The sequence below is a fragment of the Undibacterium sp. WLX3042 genome, assembly GCF_049544825.1.
Taxonomy (GTDB): domain Bacteria; phylum Pseudomonadota; class Gammaproteobacteria; order Burkholderiales; family Burkholderiaceae_D; genus Undibacterium.
Map to the genome: position 1 here is coordinate 3,301,799 of NZ_CP186698.1, position 19,139 is coordinate 3,320,937.

Genomic DNA, 19,139 nt, shown 5'->3' on the forward strand with positions numbered 1-19,139 from the left:
CCGGCGGATTTCCCCCAGAACACTTCCTGCCGTTCATCTACCATGACCCGTCCTTCTTTGTCTCAACTGGAAGCCACTGACGCTTTCATTTCCCGCCATATTGCTCCGTCTGACGCTGAACAAGCGAAGATGCTGGCAGTGCTTGGCTATGCTGACCGTACCGCGCTGATTGATGCGATTGTGCCTGCGAACATTCGTCGTCACGATGTCTTGCCGCTGGCTGATTTTACTGAGCCGAAAACGGAGCAGGCTGCGCTGGCGCAATTGAAAGCGCTTGCAGGTAAAAATAAAGTGCTCAAGTCTTTCATTGGACAAGGCTATTACAACACGCATACGCCGGGCGTAATTCTGCGGAACATCTTTGAAAATCCAGCCTGGTATACGGCCTATACGCCATATCAGCCTGAAATTTCTCAGGGGCGTTTGGAAGCGATGCTGAATTTCCAGACCATGATCACCGATCTGACTGGCATGGATATCGCCAATGCTTCCATGCTCGATGAAGGCACTGCTGCGGCAGAAGCGATGACGCTGATTCAACGTGTCGGCAAATCCAATTCCAATGTGTTTTATGTAGCCGCCGACGTGTTGCCGCAAACCCTGGAAATTATTCACACACGGGCAAAGCCCTTGGGCATTGAAGTGCGTATTTGCAATGGCACAGATGCGCTGGAAAACGAGTGTTTCGGTGTTCTGCTGCAATACCCTGGTGTGAATGGCGATGTGCGTGATTATCGTGAATACGCCGCCGCGATCCATGCAAAAGGCGGCATGGTGATTGCTGCCGCTGACTTGCTGGCGCTGACCTTGATCACGCCACCGGGCGAGTGGGGCGCTGATGTGGTTGTCGGTAACAGCCAGCGTTTTGGTGTGCCGCTGGGTTTTGGTGGCCCCCATGCAGGTTACATGTCGACACGTGATGCGTTCAAGCGCAGCATGCCTGGGCGTCTGGTTGGTGTGACTGTCGATGCGCAAGGTCAGCAAGCGTATCGTCTGGCATTGCAAACCCGCGAACAGCATATCCGCCGCGAAAAAGCGACATCGAATATCTGTACAGCGCAGGTCTTGCTGGCGGTGATGGCGTCGATGTATGCCGTCTATCACGGCCCGGACGGTCTGCGCCGTATCGCCCAGCGCGTACAGCGTTACACGGCAATGCTGGCGGCAGGCGTGCAGCAACTTGGTTTGAGTCTGGCGAACAGTACCTATTTCGATACGCTGACCATCAATGTGAGTGATGCCGCTGCAGTGCATGCAGCAGCAACGGCGGCGGGTATGAATTTGCGTCAGATCAGCAAAAACCAAGTCGGCGTCTCGCTTGACGAAACCGTGGTGCGTGAAGATGTCGTCAGCTTACTGACGGTATTTGCGCAGGGTAAAAATGTGCCTGATTTAACTGCGCTTGAAGCAGCAGCGACAGAAGCCGTACCATCAACACTGGTACGCAGCAGTGCGTTCCTGACGCATCCTACTTTCAGTCGCTATCATGCAGAGCATGAAATGCTGCGTTATCTGCGTAGTCTGGCTGATAAAGATCTGGCGCTGGATCGCAGCATGATTCCGCTGGGCTCCTGCACGATGAAACTCAACGCGACATCTGAAATGATCCCGGTAACCTGGCCTGAGTTTTCCAATATCCATCCATTTGCACCGGATGATCAGACCGTCGGTTATCGCGAAATGATTAACCAGCTCGAGGCGATGTTGTGTGCAGCAACGGGTTACGCGGCTGTCTCCTTGCAACCGAATGCTGGTTCGCAAGGGGAGTACGCAGGTTTGCTGGTCATCAAGAAATATCACGAGTCACGTGGCGATCATCACCGCAATATCTGCCTGATTCCTTCGTCGGCACATGGCACAAATCCGGCGTCCGCTGCAATGGCGGGGATGGAAGTCGTGGTCGTGGCCTGTGATGACCGCGGTAATGTCGATCTGGCAGATTTGCAGGCGAAAGCTGAAAAACACAGTGTTAATCTGGCTGCGGTGATGGTGACGTATCCATCCACTCACGGTGTCTTTGAAGAGGGTATCCAGCAATTATGCGAGATCGTTCATCAGCATGGCGGTCAGGTGTATGTTGACGGTGCGAACATGAATGCGCTGGTTGGCGTGGCGGCACCGGGTAAATTCGGTGGTGACGTCAGCCATCTGAATCTGCATAAAACATTCTGCATTCCGCATGGTGGCGGCGGACCTGGTGTTGGCCCTGTTGCAGTCGGTGCGCATCTGGCGCAATTCCTTCCGAATCAGACATCGACCGGCTATGTTCGTGGCGAACAGGGTATATCTGCTGTCAGTGCCGCTGCGTTTGGCTCTGCATCGATTCTGCCTATCTCATGGATGTATATCGCTATGATGGGTGCCGAGGGTCTGAAGGCCGCTACGGAAACAGCAATCCTGGCAGCGAATTACATCGCCAAGCGCTTGGCACCGCATTACCCTGTGCTGTATGCCGGTCATGATGGTCTGGTAGCGCATGAATGTATTCTTGATCTGCGCCCATTGACTGATGCAACAGGCATTTCGAATGAAGACGTGGCAAAGCGTCTGATCGACTTTGGTTTCCATGCGCCGACCATGAGCTTCCCGGTTCCTGGCACGCTGATGATAGAACCGACAGAAAGTGAATCACTGGCGGAACTGGATCGCTTTATTGACGCCATGATCACTATCCGTGAAGAAATCGCCAAAGTGGCCAGTGGCGAGTTTGATGCGAAAGATAATCCGCTGAAACACGCGCCGCATACCATCCAGACCTTGTTGTCTGCGGAATGGAATCATGCGTACAGCCGTGAAGTGGCGGCTTATCCGGTGGCCAGCCTGCGTCATCAGAAATACTGGGCGCCGGTCGGTCGCGCTGATAATGTGTATGGCGACCGTAATCTGTTCTGCTCTTGCGTACCGCTGTCGGATTATCAGTAATCTCTATTGAGTTCGTAAGTAAAAAAAGGCTGGTGTTTGCACCAGCCTTTTTTACATTTATATTCTGCACCACCAAAAGCACATTCCTTGCATCACATCTCCGATAATCTGGCGGTGTATTTTGATCCCGCGCTGTTATGATGGTGTCCGTTCACCAATATTTATCCGATATTTCACATGAATGCTTTGATTCATGCCAGCTTTGGCATTTCTGATTTCTGGACTTTTCTGTTAGGGACGATTTTTATTGTTTTGCTGCCTGGACCCAATTCACTTTATGTGCTGAGCGTTGCAGCGCAGCGTGGCGTGGGCGCAGGTTATCGTGGTGCTTGCGGAATATTTGTCGGTGATCTGGTGCTGATGGTGCTGTCTGCCGGAGGGATGGCGGCGCTGCTGAAAAGTAATGCCGGTTTGTTTTATGCAGTGAAATATGCCGGTGCTGCGTATCTTGGCTGGATAGGTATTCAGATGTTGCTGCATTGCCTGAACATGCTGAAAGCGAGACAAGTGGTGGTTGCTGCGAAGGTGCTGCCGGTTCAGGCCGGCGATCCGTTTGCAAAAGCCTTAATCATCAGTCTGATGAATCCTAAGGCGATTCTGTTTTTTATCTCTTTCTTCATTCAGTTTGTAGACCCTGAATTCCACGCGCCGCTGCTGTCGTATTGCGTGCTGGGACTGATTTGTCAACTGACCAGTTTCACTTATCTGACACTGATTATTTTCGCCGGAGCCAGACTGGCAGAGTCTTTCCGCCAGCGCCGGCGGCTTGCTGCGGTCATGTCGGGCGGTGTCGGCGCAATGTTTATCGGTTTTGGTGTCAAACTGGCGAGTGCTACGCTGTAAATAAAGCACTTCAGCGCTTCGGTTGAGATAAAGCAAACATTGTTATCGTCATCGGTTCACAGCGTGCTGCAAAATGATGACTGTACTTTTTTTTGACTGGCACTGGTGTACCTGATATCACCAGCATTTTTACTTAGTCTGAGAACTTATGTCTGCGGTTGAACCCACGATCGATAATATGGCAAATCCTGCGTTGCGGTATCTGATGGCAACGCGGCCTGCATTTCTGAGTGTTACCCTGGTTGCGGCCTTAATCGGTCTTGCCAGTGCTTGTGCCGACGGCGTACGGTTACATCCGTTGACGGCAGTGATCACCTTGCTGTTTGCGCTGGTCGCGCATGCCGGTATTAATGTGCTCAATGATTACTATGACGCGCTGAACGGTACCGACGATGTGAACCGCGAACGCATTTTTCCTTTTACGGGAGGCAGTCGCTTCATTCAGAACGGCGTTTTAACACTCCGTGAAACCGCCATCTTCGGCAGCATACTCATGTTGCTGGTGATGGTGGCTGGTGTATGGCTGACCATGATGTCGGATGCCAGCCTGCTATGGATAGGGGCTGCAGGCTTATTCATCGGCTGGGCATACTCTGCTCCGCCATGTAAACTGAATAGCCGCGGATTGGGTGAATTCGCAGTCTGGTCAGGGTTTGCTCTGATCGCGCTGGGAGCGGATGTCGTCCAGCGCGGCGCTGTATCAGCTACACCGCTGATTGCGGTAAGCAGTTACGCTTTACTGGTGACCAATCTGCTGTTCATCAATCAGTTTCCCGACCTGAAAGCGGATGGTGTGGCCGGTAAGCGTCACTGGGTCGTACGCCTGGGACACCATCGGGCACGCTGGTTATATGCGATTATCGCTGCGGCTGCATATGGCTGGCTCGTAGCGGCGGTATGGAGTGGTGCTTTACCGTGGTTGTCGCTGTCAGCTTTAGCTCCGGCAGTTTTTTCGATTCAGGCAAGCACAACCCTGGTGCGGAGTTCCGGTACCCCATCCTTGCTGACGCCCGCCATACAACAGACGATTGCTGCGGCAGTGTTACACGGCTTACTATTATCCACTGCTATCATTGTTGCTTCCATATTCTGAAGAGCAACAATGACAGGCGGGAGCGCTGACATCATTTTTACTTTTCAGATGAGCGCGGGCTGATCTGAAAATCTTGCTGACGATAGCCCAGTGACTCCGCTTTTGCCCATATACGCTGCAGCGTCTCCTGATTCAGTACCGGTGTGCGGGAAAGTATCCAGCCGTATTTTCTTGATGGCTCGCCAACCAGTACCCATTGATAGTCGCGGTCCAGATCGAGTATCCAGTAGTCGCCATAAAACGGGCGGAAAAAGCTGACGCGTAATTTCGCATTGTTACTGCCTGCAACCGGTTCGGCGACGCCAATCGCTTCCTCCATGCGTTGGTCGGCTTTACGACAACGGTTAATCACCCGAATGCTGTCGCCTTGCGCGACATATTCCGCACTGGTGTCACTGACGCACATGGACTGAAAGCGATTTGGAATCAGAGCAATCTGATACCACTTACCCTCATAGCGTTGCAGATTGACTTCACTGACAACAGGCATGGGGGGATATGACGTACTGGTACATGCCATCAGCTCTATTGCCGATACGCTGATCAGCAGGAACTTCATCAAAGAACTTAAGGTTTTACGCATGGAGTTAGTCTTGTGATCTGTGGAAGAAAATACCTTTCACCTGATTTGACTCTGGTTTGCGGCGACTGAATTTTACTATTGTTCCCGGATATGCGTGGCTGCCGGTATGCACATGGATGTACAGTGAATGACGTACTCTGATCCTGAGTATTTTTATCTCGGTCTGCACTTTTTATGTGACCGGTAATTGGTCACGCGGCTTGCCGTATGTTGTTTAGAGACTTAACTCTAATTCGCGGGATATGTTTCCGCATCCATAGTGTTTTTATCAGCTTTACTGCTTTCCGCCGTCTTTTGCCCGCGATCAGAAGAGACTTTTTTGTTGCATTGCCAGTTGACATCATAGTCATTGATTTCGATACTGCGCTGCGATCTGGCTGTCTGTGTTCGCGGCTACCGGCGGACGTATGCGCGCGCGTCGGATGGCTCGGTTGTTTTCGTTCCTGTTTTTTTGTATTCCATGGTTTTTCGTCCAGGCTGTACTCAACAAGGAGTTGAATGATGAAGTTAATGCGGATAATGATTGCCCTGATGCTATTATCGCTCGCCGCGATTTCCAGCATCGCCAGTGCGACTAATTACACCCTGTGGATTAATGGCCGCGGCGGCGGTGGTGTGGTCGGTGATTACAACAGCTTCACTTACTGGGGACCTTCGTCCACGGCAGCCGGCGTGAATAAAAAAGCGGTGAACTGGGATGGCTACAACAGCATTGCGTCTGAAAACGGCAAGATACGTGATGCGCTTGATTGTTTCTGCACCGGCAATAACTGGTGTTATGTCGCCACGCACAGCGCCGGTGACCTGATGCTGGGTTACACACTGGCCAATTACGGTGGCTCGACACGAACCAAGAAAAATGCGGTCGCCAATTCCTCTGGGCAGTGCGGTAACAGCGACGGTACGACGCAGGTAGGCTGGAATATCAAGTGGGTCAGAACGGCGTCGGGCGCAGGCGGTGGTTCGGAATTGTCTGATGTTGGTTCTTGGGCGTTGTCTGAACCGCTGGTGAAAGATCTGAAAACCACGACTGCCAGGGCCATGTACAACCACAATCAGACCCGTAATATCTGGTTCTATATGTACGCCGGTGCCAAAGGCACAGTGTATTCCGGGATATTGCCAGGTCAGGATGATGAAGCGGTGGCTTATCACAGCACTGGTGGCGTTGCCGGTTCCGCCGGGCAATCCTTATGCAATCCGAGTGACTGGCTCTGTAATGATCTGACGCTGGGGACTGCGGCGAACGAGGGCGGCTCGGTCAAATGGAGCTATCACTCCGTCAGCTTCAGGGATGATGCGGAAGCCTACAATCACTACGCCAACAGTAACTGGCAGGGCATTATTTCTGTCGTGCGTGCGGCGATGGTAAGTAATGCGACGTAAGCCTGCATCTTCACGCTCAAGACACCAGCAGCAACCGCCATCAGTTGGTGGCGGTCAGGCTTCCGGTGCCGGTGGATTTCTGCGTTACAAGTTCATTGCCATCATCGTCCTGGTGTTGGCCGTGATAGTGGCAGCAGGCTGGAACTGGTTTCCCGAAACACCGGCCGCTCAGGTTGCTGCGACCGCTCCAAAGAGTGAGCGGTTTCTCGCTATGCCACCGGTGGCAGGTGCGACGCCAGCAACAGAAACCTTATCCAGAGAAGCGCAGCGCCAGTTGCTGGTGGCGCAGCTGGAGCAGGCGGATCAGACGCTGTGCAATTATGTTGAGTCAACCCGCTACCCGCATCATTCCCGCCCGATGAGTGAGCATCCGGATCAGGTTTATCCGAATCAGCCGGTGGCGGAATCGCATCCTATGCGGAAAAAAGGCGGTGGAACGGACAAAGAAATTCAGATCCAGACGACACAGTCACGTGTTTATCTGGCGGCCGGAGAAAGCGTCATATTCACCATCAGGGCGACTGACCCGTCCGGCAAGCCTCTCATACTCAGTGTCGATAAAGCCATTGCGCGCGGGTTGGTGTATGCGGGCGCGCGTGAAACGTCTCCCGTGCCGGTACCGTTGTCAGATACCGGCCGCGAAGGCGATGCGATCGCCGGCGATGGCGTATATAGCGGCATGCTGGCACCAGCTCAGACCGGCTTTGCCGGTTTCAACGGCACGATACGCACTGAATTAAATTATGTGGTGAATGGGCAGACCGGCGTCGTTTTTTTCGATGTGATTTACTCACCTGAAACACCCGCCATCTGGACCGGTCATATCCGTGAATCGACCGAGGGCGGGTCACTCAGATTTATCCTGAAAGCCAACGTCAACACGCCGGGGCGTTACATTGTTAATGGCCGAGTCGATGATGCGAAAGGGAAACCATTTGCGCTGGTGACTTTCAACGATCTGCTGCCGCAGGGCAGCAATGATATTCCACTGACGGTGGCTGGTAATCTGCTACGCGACCAGCAACCGGCCATGCCGCTGACCTTGCGTGATGTCGATGCCTATCTGCTCAAGGAAAATACCGATCCTGACCGTGCGCTGATGCCGCGTCTGCAAGGAAGCGCCTATATCAGCAAAACTTATCCGCTGAAGACTTTTTCGGATGCCGAATGGAATAGCGAGGAACGCAGCCGTTACATCACCGAATTCAGCAAGGATGTGGCGCAGGCCAAATCTGCTTTGTTGAAATTTGATCCGGAGATGGAGCGTCAGGCCTTGCCACAAAGCGAGTGCAGCAGAAATAAAAAAGCGAAAAGCTGAGCCGGATCCGGATATGAACGCCGCCGCGGTGCTTCAACATCAGCGGATAATTGACGCCCCGGTTCAGCTCAGGTTACCTGCTTTATTTTTGCGTTTTCTCATCACGTTAATGGCGAAATGGATGTAATCTGATTAAGCATGATCGTGCTCATCCGACATGAGCAGTATGAGTGTCCCGTGTTAACTTCAGGAGAACTATGATGCGTTTGAAAGATAAAAACATTGTCATCACCGGCGGTGCCAGCGGTATCGGGCTTGCAACTGCAGAACGTTGTCTGCAAGAAGGGGCGAATGTTGTAATTGCTGATTTAGCGACTGCAGCCAACGAAAAGACTGCCCGCGATCTGGATGCGCGCTTTGCCGGAAAGTGTCTTTTTATGGCGGCAGATGTGACCTCGACTGTACAGGCCGACGAGCTGATTGCGCGCACGGTGTCTGCATTGGGCAGCGTCGATGGTGTGTTCAATAACGCTGGCATAGGCGGCATGAGCCCGGCCGATACTTACACCGATGAAGAGTTTCTGCGCGTGATCGATATCAACCTGATGGGGGTGTTCCGGATCGCCCGCGCTGCCTTGCGTCAGATGTATCAGCAGGGGAGTGGCAGCATCGTTAACTGTGCATCGATACTCGGTGTGTTCGGCCAGAGCATGACGGCGGCGTATTCTGCGGCGAAAGGTGGCGTAGTCAATCTGACCCGCACGCTGGCGCTGGAATCGGCGGCAAAAGGTGTGCGGGTCAATGCTGTTGCGCCGGGCTATATCGACACACCTTTGCTGTCGCTGCTGGACGAGAATATGCGCAAAGCTTTAATCAGTCTGCATCCTGTCGGTCGCCTCGGGCGCCCTGAGGAAGTGGCGAATGCGGTCGTGTTTTTGCTGAGTGACGAAGCCAGTTTTGTGACCGGCGCTAATTTGCTGGTCGATGGTGGTTTTACTGCCGGTAAATCCTGATTTTCTATACCGCTGTGATCAAGGCCGCTTAGCGGCCTTTTTTTTATCCACCCAAACGGCTTAAATATACTGGGGGGAGTATTTTATAAGCCCCTTTATTGACGCTGAGATTATCGCGAAATGAATGGATACTCCCCATTTTTGATGAAAATCAGATCTCGCTGCAAACAGGTTGTGTGGCTGCTAGCGCATCAGCCAGCGCCGTATCGCAAAACTGAGTGCATCCACCAGAGCGACCAGGATCAGCATGGCGATAATGACGGTCGCCGCTGTCGGCATCTGAAACAGTGATAAGTGGTATTTCAGCATTTGCCCGAGTCCGCCTGCACCGACAACACCGAGAATAGCGGCGGCGCGGATATTGTTTTCCCAGCGGTACAAAGTGTACGACAGCATCTGCGGTAAACCTTGTGGCAAGGTCGCATACAGGAAAGCGCTGCTGGCGCTGACACCGTTTGTACGCAGAGTCGTTTCCGCATGTGGTGGCAGGTTTTCCAGTGTTTCAGCAAACAGGCGACCCAGCACACCAGTGGTATGCGCTGCCAGCGCGACGGTGCCTGCAAATGGCCCCAGCCCGGCGGCGATCAGCATGATAGATGCCCATACCAGTTCGGGAATTGCCCGCAGGATATTCAGCAGCAGTCGCATACTGCGCATGGCAACGACGCCGAAACGACCGCTGGCGGGCAAAGCCATCGCTAATCCCAGTAAGGCGGCAATCAGGGTGCCGAGGGCGGACATTGCCAGTGTCTCCAGCGCTGCAAAAAATACTTTTTGCAACAATCCGCTGCCGGTATCCGGTGGCGTGAAACCGCGCAGGAACTCTGCCGAGGTCCGGATCGCGTCTTCGCTGAGCAGCGCGCGCCAGTCGATTTGCAGACTGTAAAAACTGGCGGCCACCATTAGCAATAGCGTCAGCAACACCAGTGCCGTATTGCGACTGATAAGGGCTGGTGCTGGCGGTAATGCAAGCGGATCTGTCTGGTTGATAGGCGACGGTTTCATCATTCCAGACCTTTGCGGAAAAACTGACTGAGTGCATCCGCTGCTGCCACCAGCAAGACGAACACGATCAGCATCGTCGATACTTCGGCGCCTGCCAGCATTTTCATGGACTCGTCCATACGTTGACCTAATCCGCCCGCGCCGACGAAGCCCATCACCACCGAACCACGTATCGCACACTCCCAGCGATACACCGTATATGACACCAGCTCCGACGCTGCATTCGGCAGCGTGCCATAGAAAAATGCGGCCAGCCGTGAGCTGCCATTGTCGAGTAATACCCGGGTAGCCTGCGGTTCGCTGGCTTCGATAATCTCAGCATACACTTTGCCCAGCATACCGCAGTAGGTGAGGGCGATTGCCAGTACGCCTGCGGTAGGGCCAAGCCCGACGATGCGCACGAAAAGTAAAGCCCAGACCAGTTCCGGCACGCTGCGCAATAACACCAGCAGCCAGCGCACACTTTGTCGCAGCACATACGCGACGAAATGCATGCGGCCAGTGCCGAGGCGCGAAATCGATAACTGCTCATTCACCACCAGCGTCATCGGGATCGCGGCGACGATGGCGAGTGTGACGCCAGCGGTTGCCATCGCGATGGTTTGCCAGGTCGCTTCGAGCACGATCAGCAAAAATTCTTTGTCATGCGCCGGCGGGAAAAAATTGGCAAGGAAGCGTCCGGTTGCGCTGAGGCTTTGTGCATCCATCAGTGCCCAGGGCCGGAACTCGGTCAGCTGCAAGGCTGGCCACAGTAAGATCAGCGCCAGTAGTGTCAGCGTGACACGGCTGCGCCATGCTGGATCGCTTGGCATTTCTGCGGTAATCGCCTGCGTGGTGGAAAGTGAATCAGAAACGGTGTGCATGAGCTCAGAACAATTCAGAAACAACGAGCCTGGCCGGTTGCTGTTGCGCTGGAAAAAGCCACATCCGGCGCGTCTGCATTCGTGTTTGCAGACGGCATGTCAGAATCGCTAAGCGATTGCGCGTTTTTGTATAAATCCGCGATCATCTGGTCACTGACATGTTTGCTGTCGAACAGGATTTTGCCGTCACGTAAGCCGATAATCCGGCTGAAATGACTGCGGGCGAGTTCGACCTGATGCAGGCTGCAGATCAGAGTGGCATTGCGGTCACGCGCCTCCTGCTGCAGCGTCCCCAGCGTTTGCTGTGCCAGTGTCGGGTCAAGTGCTGACAGCGGTTCATCGACCACAAACAGCTGCGCGTCTGACAGCAGCAAACGGGCAAGGCCGCAACGCTGACGTTCACCACCGGACAATTTATCGACGCGCGCATACAGCTTGTGTTGCAGATGAAAGCGCGACAGCGCCCCAAACGCTGCGCGCGGATCAACAGGTCTGATCAGGTTACGCAGGGCGGTCAGCAGAGACCAGCGCGGCAGACATCCCGCCAGTACAGAAGTGACGACACGCTGACGCGCAGGCAGGGGCGGTGTTTGCGGCGCCAGAAATAACTGGCGGCGCAGCTGGTGACGCGCCGTGTGCGACAGTTGCCAGACTGACTGTCCCTGAAACATTAATTCACCCTGCGCCGGCTGATAAGCGCAGGCCAGCGTATGCAGCAAGGTGGTTTTGCCAGCGCCGGACGGGCCGATGATGGCAATCTGCTCGCCTTGCATGATCTGCAGATCGATATCCTGCAGCGCAAATGAAGGTTTGCCGCCAGACGTAGCAGCGGTTTGCGGATGCCTGACAGACAAACTCCGCAAGAGCACTTGCGGTTGCGGAGAACTATCCATTACTTCAACAATCCGGCATTGTGTGCCGCAGCTTCAATCGCTTTGTAGTTTTCCGCTTTGGTTGGAATAAAGCGGCTGGCGCGTTGCAGCTCCAGAATTTCTTTATCTTCAGCTTTGCTTGCGTCCAGAGACAGGAAGGCATCCGTGATTTTCTTGCGCAGATCAGCTGGCATATCGGCGCGGACTGTCCAGTTGTAATCGAAGTAGCCGGGTGTTGTGTAAAACACGCGTACCTGTTTGGTATCGACTTTGTTCTGCGCTACCAGTTTGTCCCAGACCGAGATATTTAATGCACCAGCATCAACCTTGCCGCCGGAAACCGCAGCGACAGTCGCATCATGCGCACCCGAAAACGCAATGCGCTTCAGATCGGTATCCGGATTGATTTTTGCCGCCAGCAAATAAGAGCGCGGCATCAGGTGGCCGGACGTCGACGATTCGGAACCGAAAGTGAAGGTCTTTCCTTTCAGGTCTTCCAGCTTGTGTATGTCTTTGTTGGTGGTGATGAAAACGGATTTGAATTTTTCATCCTCTTCACGTTGCACCAGCGGGATCACCTGATCTTTACTGCGTACTTTGGCTTGCACGAAAGTGAAGCCGCCAAACCAGACCATATCCAGTTTTTTATTGATCAGGCCTTCAACTGACGCCGCGTAATCGGTCACTGGAATGAATTCGATTTTCATGCCGGTTTTCTTTTCCAGATATGCGCCCAGAGGTTTGAATTTACGTTGCAATTCGGTTGGTGCTTCATCCGGAATCGCCGACACACGTAATACTTGCTGAACTTGCGACTGCGCCATGCTTAACCCGCTGAAACCGAGCAGACCCAGTAAACCGGCTGCGAGCAAAGCTGTACTGCGACGGCGCGAAGGGCGGGAAATATGTAAGGAATGAGTTGGCAACATGATTCTCTCTGTGTCGGTTGATTCGAGGATGGTAAGGATGACAGCCGTGCTGTCATTGCGCTTGCCGCTGGTTGTTTATTTAGTGCTCGTTTAGCTTTTTGATGACTTGATGATGCTTACTGCCGGACTGAAGAATCTTATGCCGCACTGTTTTTGCTCTGCGCTTGTTTCGTATTGTCAGCCGTTTGGGGTAACTGCGGCAGTTTCAGAAAAATTGCTTTGTTCCGGCCATTGTTTTTAGCGGCATACAGAGCCGCATCGGCTGTCTTCAGTAACAGCGCGGGATCGCTGCCATCTGCATTGCAATAGCAGCTGTAACCGATACTGATACTGACGTGCTCGCTGATCGGCGATTTCTCATGCCGGATCGCCAGATTGGCCACGGCGGCTCTGATTTTTTCGGCAAACTGTATGGCGCCTTCTTTGCTCATATCCGGCATGATGACGATAAATTCTTCACCGCCAAAGCGCGCAATCGCATCACTGGCTCTGACCAACTGGCTTTTGAGTCCGGTTGCGACCTGTACCAAGGCTTTATCACCTGCGACATGACCATAGTGATCGTTGTAATCTTTAAAGAAATCAATATCGATCATGAAGACGGCCAGCGATGTTTGCTGGCGAGCGGCATTGGCCAGGGCGATTTTATAATGTTCATCAAAGAAGCGGCGGTTGTAGATGCCGGTCAGGCTGTCTGTCGTCGCTTCTTTTTTCAGCATTTCAGAATGGGAGCGCAGAATTTTTTCACGCTTGATGGATGCACTGGAATCTGAAATTTGTACCATGCACCAGCGTTCCCCATCAACATTCAGCGGCGTCAGGGTAATCGACTGATGCAGACGTTTTTTCTCTCCAACATCGTCGGCCTGCTCAAATAAGGCGAGCGGAAAACGGTGCAGGGCGTTTGATAACACGACCGGTAAGCCGTAATTCAGCGTATTGCCGAGTGCAGTCAAAAATGCCCGCGCCGGTGCTTCTGCGAACGCAGAGTTGATGTGCTGACCTTGCGCCTCGCCGGCGCTGACGCCGCTGTATTTTTCAACCCAACCATTCCACAGTACGACGTGTTGCTGCGCATTGACAACAATCAGACCTAAATTGATGGTCTTTAAGATTTCCGCTGTTGCGGACGGCGCCAGCGGTAAGGAAGCTGACATCAGATTTCTCCCAGATAACGTTCTATCTGAAAAATCAGACTTTCAAGCGATGTCGAACTCAGCAGAAAAATCAGGTGTCCCTCGGAACGGCGTTTTTCTATGGCAAGATCTATATGCAGTAACAACACGTAAGGCTGCGTTTGATCGTTGGCAACGCGCCTGAAGATTTCTTCGGTGGTGGCAACGGTGTAGTCAGGTAGTGAACAGTCGAGCGGGATGTTGAGCATATCCGCCATCGCCGACAGGCAGGCATTGAGGATGATGTTGCCGAGTTCACACATTGCTTCCTGTTCAAATTCGGCAAGGTCCTCCAGGCTGATTTGTGAGCCCATCATGTCGCGCACGATTTCGAGCGCATGTTCTTCGGTGAATAACAGCAAGGCTTCAGCCTGAAATGAGCCGCGGAAGGTCTGATGCACAGTACCAAAACGGTTGCTGTCAAGCGAGATCGCAGTTAAATCCAGCTCAGAAGATTTGCGTATTTCCACCGAGGGAACGGAAAGCCGAACTTCGTCACCAACGATTTCAGACAGGCTGGCAGCTGCTCTGCCGGCACCGACATTGAAGACTTCGCTTAATGCATCGAGATGAAGTTCGCTTAAAGAGTTCATTATGCGCCCGTGAAGTGATGGATAACGATGGCAATCGATTTTTCTGTGACTGGTTTGGCGACAAAAACAGCGCCGAGTGCATGCGCGCGTGTTTGCATGGTGTCCTGCACATTCGCAGAGAAAATAGCAATGCGCATGTGCGGGTGAGCTTGCAGTATCTGTTCAGCTGCATCGGTCCCCAGCATGCCCGGCATGTTGATGTCCATGGTGCAAAAGTCTGGTGCATGTTGCTCTACCATCCTGATCGCTTCCTCTCCGGAGGCCGCTTCAATGAATTCCCAGTCAGGTTGAACTGCTTTCACGTGGGCACGGATCACCATGCGCGAGACTTTACTATCATCAACAATCAGTAATTTTTTCATATTTCAACATTGCAATTCGGTAGTGGGACAGTCATCGGGATTTGGGGACTCATTTTACCTTACGGCCTGATGATTTTCACCTTTGACTTTCAGCATGAATGATTTCACGCTTTACTCTGATTTTTTAATTTACGCCATAAGGTGGTTCTGCTGATACCTAAATACGCGGCGACAGCATCGCGCTGATGGCCGAACCGTTGCATGATTTCTTCCAGCGATTCGTCGCTGGCAACGGGAATATCTGGTAACTGGTTTTTCCCCGGGAGAACGATGCTCATTGTTTTAGCTGTTTCGTTCGTCGCGATTCCAGATGCTAGTTCCGGTAAAATTTTGCCGACAAACGCCGGACTCAGCGCCTGTAATGGTTCTGCAGCAAGGAACAGACCGAGCCGCTCCATCATGTTGCGCATCTCCCTGACATTACCTGGCCAGGGATAGGTTTCAAATAAACTGGTGCAACTGCTGATTTCTGCATGCAGATTCGGGTGGGGGCGGGCGCCCATCGCCGCCAGAGCATGTTTCAGGGACCATTCTGCCAGCGGCATAATGTCTGCTTGCCGTTCGCGCAGCGGTGGCAGTTGCAGGCGCAACACCGCAAGCCGGTAAAACAGATCTGAGCGGAATTTCCCTTCTCTGACTCTGGCTTCAAGATCGCAGTGGGTTGCGCTGATGATGCGTACATCGACCGCGACCGGACGCACCCCGCCGACCCTGACAATTTCGCGTTCTTCCAGAACGCGTAGCAGACGGGTTTGCAGGTTCAGCGGCATTTCGCCGATTTCATCCAGAAATAAGGTGCCGCGATTGGCGGCCTCAAATAAGCCTGCATGACCACCGCGCCGCGCGCCGGTGAATGCACCTTCGTCGTAACCGAATAATTCTGATTCCAGCAGCGATTCCGCAATCGCACCGCAATTGACGGCAACAAAAGGCTGCCTTGCGCGCGGGCTTTCGCTATGTATGGCTTGCGCAGCCAGCTCTTTACCGGTGCCGGTTTCGCCTTGCAGCAACACTGTGGCGGGAGAGCGCGCAAATAAGCTGATCGCGCGGCGGGTGCTTTCCATGACGGCCGACTCACCGCGCAGATCGCTTAAGCCGTGTTTGGTACGTAATGCGTCAGCGGCCGGATGATGCCTTCCCCGCTGTGACTCCAGTCGGGTCAGGCGGGCGATTTCAAGTGCGTCGTCAAAAGCCTGACGAATCGACGTGGCGGAGTACATAAAAATACCGGTCAGACCCGCTTCGACCGCCAGATCGGTAATCAGGCCGGCGCCGACGATTGCCTGTATGCCGCTGGCCTTGAGTTCGCTGATCTGCGCCCGCGCATCTTCTTCGGTCACATAAGTGCGCTGTTCTATCTTGAAGCCGAAGGTATTTTTGAAATCGACCAGTTCGGGCATGGTTTCCTGATAGGTAATCAGAGCGATTTCGCTCGATACCTTGCGCGCCCGTGCCAAAGCCTGCATCACGTCAAAACCGCTGGCCTTGGCGGTGACGACCGGAATTGGCAGGCGATTTTTCAGGTACGCGGCATTGGAGCCGGCGGCGACGACGGCATCGCAACGTTCGGTTTGCAGACGTTCGCGGATATGCTGTACCGCTTCCTCAAAACCCATATTCAGTGGAACGATATCGGCATTCGCGTCGTATTCCACCATGATGTCGCGGAACATGTCGAACAAGCGGGAAATCGACACTGTCCAGATAACGGGTTTGTCCTGCGTTTCACGCAGCGGTAATGGCGGTTGTTTCACATTTGTTTCAATTCTGAAAAACGTGTTTCATTTTTTGTTTAATGAAACATCATTATGAAACATCTTATCTGAAATACGCAATTGATTATTCTCAAATTGTGCTGCTTAAGTCCTTGATTTTTAACATTCCCAGTCTAAGCTGTTGCGATGCTGGTTCGCGCTGGCATGTTGATTGCAATAGACGCTCGCAACTTCATTAACCTGAAAGACATCAACGATATGAGCAACTACTCCGCAGGTGCCGCCTTCCGTAAGGCGATGCAAGAAGAATCCCCGTTACAAGTGGTTGGCGCGATCAACGCGAACCATGCTTTGCTGGCCAAACGCGCTGGTTTCAAGGCTATTTATCTGTCCGGTGGCGGTGTCGCTGCCGGTTCTCTCGGTTTGCCTGATCTGGGTATTTCCAATCTGGATGACGTGCTGACCGATGTGCGCCGTATTACTGATGTGTGTGATTTGCCTTTGCTGGTGGATGTGGATACCGGTTTCGGTTCATCTGCGTTCAACGTGGCACGCACAGTCAAATCGATGATCAAATTCGGCGCTGCGGCGATGCATATCGAAGATCAGGTCGGCGCCAAGCGTTGCGGCCATCGTCCGAACAAAGAAATCGTCACCAAGCAGGAAATGGTTGACCGCATCAAAGCCGCAGTCGATGCGCGTACTGATGAAAATTTCGTGATCATGGCGCGTACCGATGCGCTCGCCGTCGAAGGTCTGGAAGCCGCGATTGATCGCGCTCAGGCTTGCGTTGAAGCGGGTGCCGACATGATTTTCCCTGAAGCGATTACCGAACTGGCGATGTACAAACAATTCGCTAACGCGGTCAAAGTACCGATCCTGGCCAACATTACCGAGTTCGGTGCGACACCGTTGTACACCGTCGAAGAATTAGCCGCAGTCGATGTCGGTCTCGTGTTGTATCCATTGTCCGCATTCCGCGCAATGAACAAAGCGGCTGAGAATGTGTACACCGCGATTCGCCGCGACGGTTCGCAAAAGAACGTGGTCGATACCATGCAAACCCGGATGGAATTGTACGAGCGCATCAATTATCACGATTTCGAGCAAAAACTGGATGCCTTGTTTGCGCAGCAAAAGAACAAATAATTTCTTATTTTCTACCGGATTCCATTCATTTTAAAACCGTATAAAAACACATACTCCCCCTGTTTTTTTAAATAATCGCCTTATTCTCAGCAGATTCATTGGGCGCTAAAAAATACTGGGGGGAGTATCTAATTATCTCAGGAGAGCACCATGACCGAAGCAGTTCCTTTCAAACCAAAGAAATCCGTTGCCTTGTCTGGCGTAACTGCGGGTAATACCGCTTTGTGTACCGTGGGTAAAACCGGTAACGACCTGCATTACCGTGGTTACGATATTCTCGACGTGGCCGATGCCTGCGAGTTTGAAGAAATCGCCCATTTGCTGGTACATGGCAAGTTGCCGACCGTCGCCGAATTGCATGCCTACAAAGCAAAATTGAAAGCATTGCGCGGCTTGCCTGCGAATGTGAAAGCGGCGCTCGAATGGTTGCCAGCATCCTCGCATCCTATGGATGTGATGCGTACCGGTGTTTCCGCACTCGGTTGCGTTTTACCGGAAAAAGATGACCACAACACACCGGGCGCACGCGATATCGCTGATCGTCTGATGGCGTCGCTGGGTTCCATGCTGCTGTACTGGTACCACTACAGCCATAACGGTAAACGCATAGAAACTGAAACTGACGACGAATCGATCGGTGGCCATTTCCTGCATCTGCTGCATGGTCAGAAGCCAAGCAAGCTGTGGGAAAAAGCGATGCATACTTCACTGATTCTGTATGCAGAGCATGAATTCAATGCATCAACATTTACCGGTCGTGTCATCGCCGGTACCGGTTCCGATATGTATTCTGCGATTACCGGTGCGATCGGCGCACTGCGCGGTCCTAAACACGGCGGCGCGAATGAAGTCGCGTTTGAAATTCAGAAGCGTTACGACAATCCGGATGAGGCAGAAGCCGACATCAAAAAACGGGTTGAAAATAAAGAAGTCGTGATCGGTTTCGGTCACCCTGTCTATACGATCTCTGATCCACGCAACAAAGTGATCAAAGAAGTTGCGCGCAACCTGTCGAAAGATGCGGGCTCTATGAAGATGTACGACATCGCTGAACGTCTGGAAACAGTGATGTGGGACATCAAAAAAATGTTCCCGAATCTGGACTGGTTCTCTGCTGTGTCGTATCACATGATGGGTGTGCCAACAGCGATGTTCACACCATTGTTTGTGATCGCCCGCACATCCGGCTGGGCGGCACACATCATAGAACAGCGTATCGATAACAAGATCATTCGTCCTAGCGCAAATTATGTCGGTCCTGAGGACTTGAAATTTGTGCCGATCAAGAGCCGCAAATAATCTGTCATTTGTCTGAGTCGCTGACGCTGCTTACTCATGTGTAAGCAGCGTCAGCGCAGAAAAGAGGGCAAAGACGCAG

Annotated in this window: 17 protein-coding genes; 8 read left to right on the forward strand and 9 right to left on the reverse strand. The window is 52.8% G+C overall.

What is annotated here, in order from left to right:
• The first annotated feature begins 42 nt into the window (after positions 1–42).
• From gcvP to ACPAOP_RS14940, 3 genes are all read left to right on the forward strand, one after another.
• Positions 43–2,922: an aminomethyl-transferring glycine dehydrogenase gene (gcvP, locus tag ACPAOP_RS14930; RefSeq protein WP_423708538.1), complete on the forward strand. Its 2,880-nt coding sequence runs from the start codon at positions 43–45 to the stop codon at positions 2,920–2,922.
• A gap of 177 nt (positions 2,923–3,099) precedes the next feature.
• A complete protein-coding gene (gene leuE, locus ACPAOP_RS14935; RefSeq protein ID WP_423679920.1) occupies positions 3,100–3,765 on the forward strand; it encodes a leucine efflux protein LeuE in 666 nt (221 codons plus the stop codon).
• A gap of 148 nt (positions 3,766–3,913) precedes the next feature.
• Positions 3,914–4,858, forward strand: coding sequence for a prenyltransferase (locus tag ACPAOP_RS14940; protein WP_423708539.1), 945 nt, complete (start codon positions 3,914–3,916; stop codon positions 4,856–4,858).
• 37 nt (positions 4,859–4,895) lie between these two features.
• On the opposite strand, the gene ACPAOP_RS14945 is transcribed toward ACPAOP_RS14940, so the two are convergent.
• Positions 4,896–5,441: a lipocalin family protein gene (locus ACPAOP_RS14945; protein ID WP_423708540.1), complete on the reverse strand. Its 546-nt coding sequence runs from the start codon at positions 5,439–5,441 to the stop codon at positions 4,896–4,898.
• Between the two features lie 498 nt (positions 5,442–5,939).
• Here ACPAOP_RS14945 and ACPAOP_RS14950 point away from each other — a divergent pair, with 498 nt between their 5' ends.
• The 3 genes from ACPAOP_RS14950 (at position 5,940) to ACPAOP_RS14960 (ending at position 9,098) form a co-directional block, all read left to right on the forward strand.
• Positions 5,940–6,827: a hypothetical protein gene (locus tag ACPAOP_RS14950; RefSeq protein ID WP_423708541.1), complete on the forward strand. Its 888-nt coding sequence runs from the start codon at positions 5,940–5,942 to the stop codon at positions 6,825–6,827.
• A complete protein-coding gene (locus ACPAOP_RS14955) occupies positions 6,817–8,145 on the forward strand; it encodes a choice-of-anchor X domain-containing protein (RefSeq protein WP_423708542.1) in 1,329 nt (442 codons plus the stop codon). Before ACPAOP_RS14950 ends, ACPAOP_RS14955 begins: the two co-directional genes overlap by 11 nt.
• A 200-nt stretch (positions 8,146–8,345) precedes the next feature.
• Positions 8,346–9,098: an SDR family NAD(P)-dependent oxidoreductase gene (locus ACPAOP_RS14960; protein WP_423679927.1), complete on the forward strand. Its 753-nt coding sequence runs from the start codon at positions 8,346–8,348 to the stop codon at positions 9,096–9,098.
• Positions 9,099–9,281: 183 nt separating this feature from the next.
• On the opposite strand, the gene phnE is transcribed toward ACPAOP_RS14960, so the two are convergent.
• From phnE to prpR, 8 genes are all read right to left on the reverse strand, one after another.
• On the reverse strand, positions 9,282–10,103 hold the full coding sequence (gene phnE / locus ACPAOP_RS14965) for a phosphonate ABC transporter, permease protein PhnE (protein ID WP_423679928.1): 822 nt from the start codon (positions 10,101–10,103) through the stop codon (positions 9,282–9,284).
• Positions 10,103–10,966, reverse strand: coding sequence for a PhnE/PtxC family ABC transporter permease (locus ACPAOP_RS14970; protein ID WP_423679930.1), 864 nt, complete (start codon positions 10,964–10,966; stop codon positions 10,103–10,105). Before ACPAOP_RS14970 ends, phnE begins: the two co-directional genes overlap by 1 nt.
• A 14-nt stretch (positions 10,967–10,980) precedes the next feature.
• The gene (locus tag ACPAOP_RS14975) at positions 10,981–11,859 is read right to left on the reverse strand and encodes a phosphonate ABC transporter ATP-binding protein (protein ID WP_423679932.1); all 879 of its coding nucleotides are present in this window, start codon (positions 11,857–11,859) and stop codon (positions 10,981–10,983) included.
• The gene (locus ACPAOP_RS14980; protein ID WP_423708543.1) at positions 11,859–12,767 is read right to left on the reverse strand and encodes a putative selenate ABC transporter substrate-binding protein; all 909 of its coding nucleotides are present in this window, start codon (positions 12,765–12,767) and stop codon (positions 11,859–11,861) included. Before ACPAOP_RS14980 ends, ACPAOP_RS14975 begins: the two co-directional genes overlap by 1 nt.
• 137 nt (positions 12,768–12,904) lie before the next feature.
• Positions 12,905–13,924 carry a diguanylate cyclase gene (locus ACPAOP_RS14985; protein WP_423679935.1) on the reverse strand — a complete coding sequence of 340 codons (1,020 nt, stop codon included), beginning with the start codon at positions 13,922–13,924 and terminating at the stop codon, positions 12,905–12,907.
• Positions 13,924–14,535 (reverse strand): chemotaxis protein CheX, encoded by a 612-nt coding sequence (locus tag ACPAOP_RS14990; RefSeq protein WP_423708544.1) that lies wholly within the window; start codon positions 14,533–14,535, stop codon positions 13,924–13,926. Before ACPAOP_RS14990 ends, ACPAOP_RS14985 begins: the two co-directional genes overlap by 1 nt.
• Complete coding sequence (locus tag ACPAOP_RS14995) at positions 14,535–14,897, reverse strand: response regulator transcription factor (RefSeq protein WP_423679937.1); 363 nt, start codon at positions 14,895–14,897, stop codon at positions 14,535–14,537. The genes ACPAOP_RS14990 and ACPAOP_RS14995 overlap by 1 nt, the downstream gene beginning before the upstream one ends.
• 104 nt (positions 14,898–15,001) lie before the next feature.
• Positions 15,002–16,651, reverse strand: coding sequence for a propionate catabolism operon regulatory protein PrpR (prpR, locus tag ACPAOP_RS15000; protein WP_423679938.1), 1,650 nt, complete (start codon positions 16,649–16,651; stop codon positions 15,002–15,004).
• Positions 16,652–16,870: 219 nt separating this feature from the next.
• Here prpR and prpB point away from each other — a divergent pair, with 219 nt between their 5' ends.
• Positions 16,871–17,761: a methylisocitrate lyase gene (gene prpB, locus ACPAOP_RS15005; RefSeq protein WP_186883795.1), complete on the forward strand. Its 891-nt coding sequence runs from the start codon at positions 16,871–16,873 to the stop codon at positions 17,759–17,761.
• A 150-nt stretch (positions 17,762–17,911) separates the two neighbouring features.
• On the forward strand, positions 17,912–19,060 hold the full coding sequence (prpC, locus tag ACPAOP_RS15010) for a bifunctional 2-methylcitrate synthase/citrate synthase (RefSeq protein ID WP_212678618.1): 1,149 nt from the start codon (positions 17,912–17,914) through the stop codon (positions 19,058–19,060).
• Positions 19,061–19,139 lie beyond the last annotated feature (79 nt).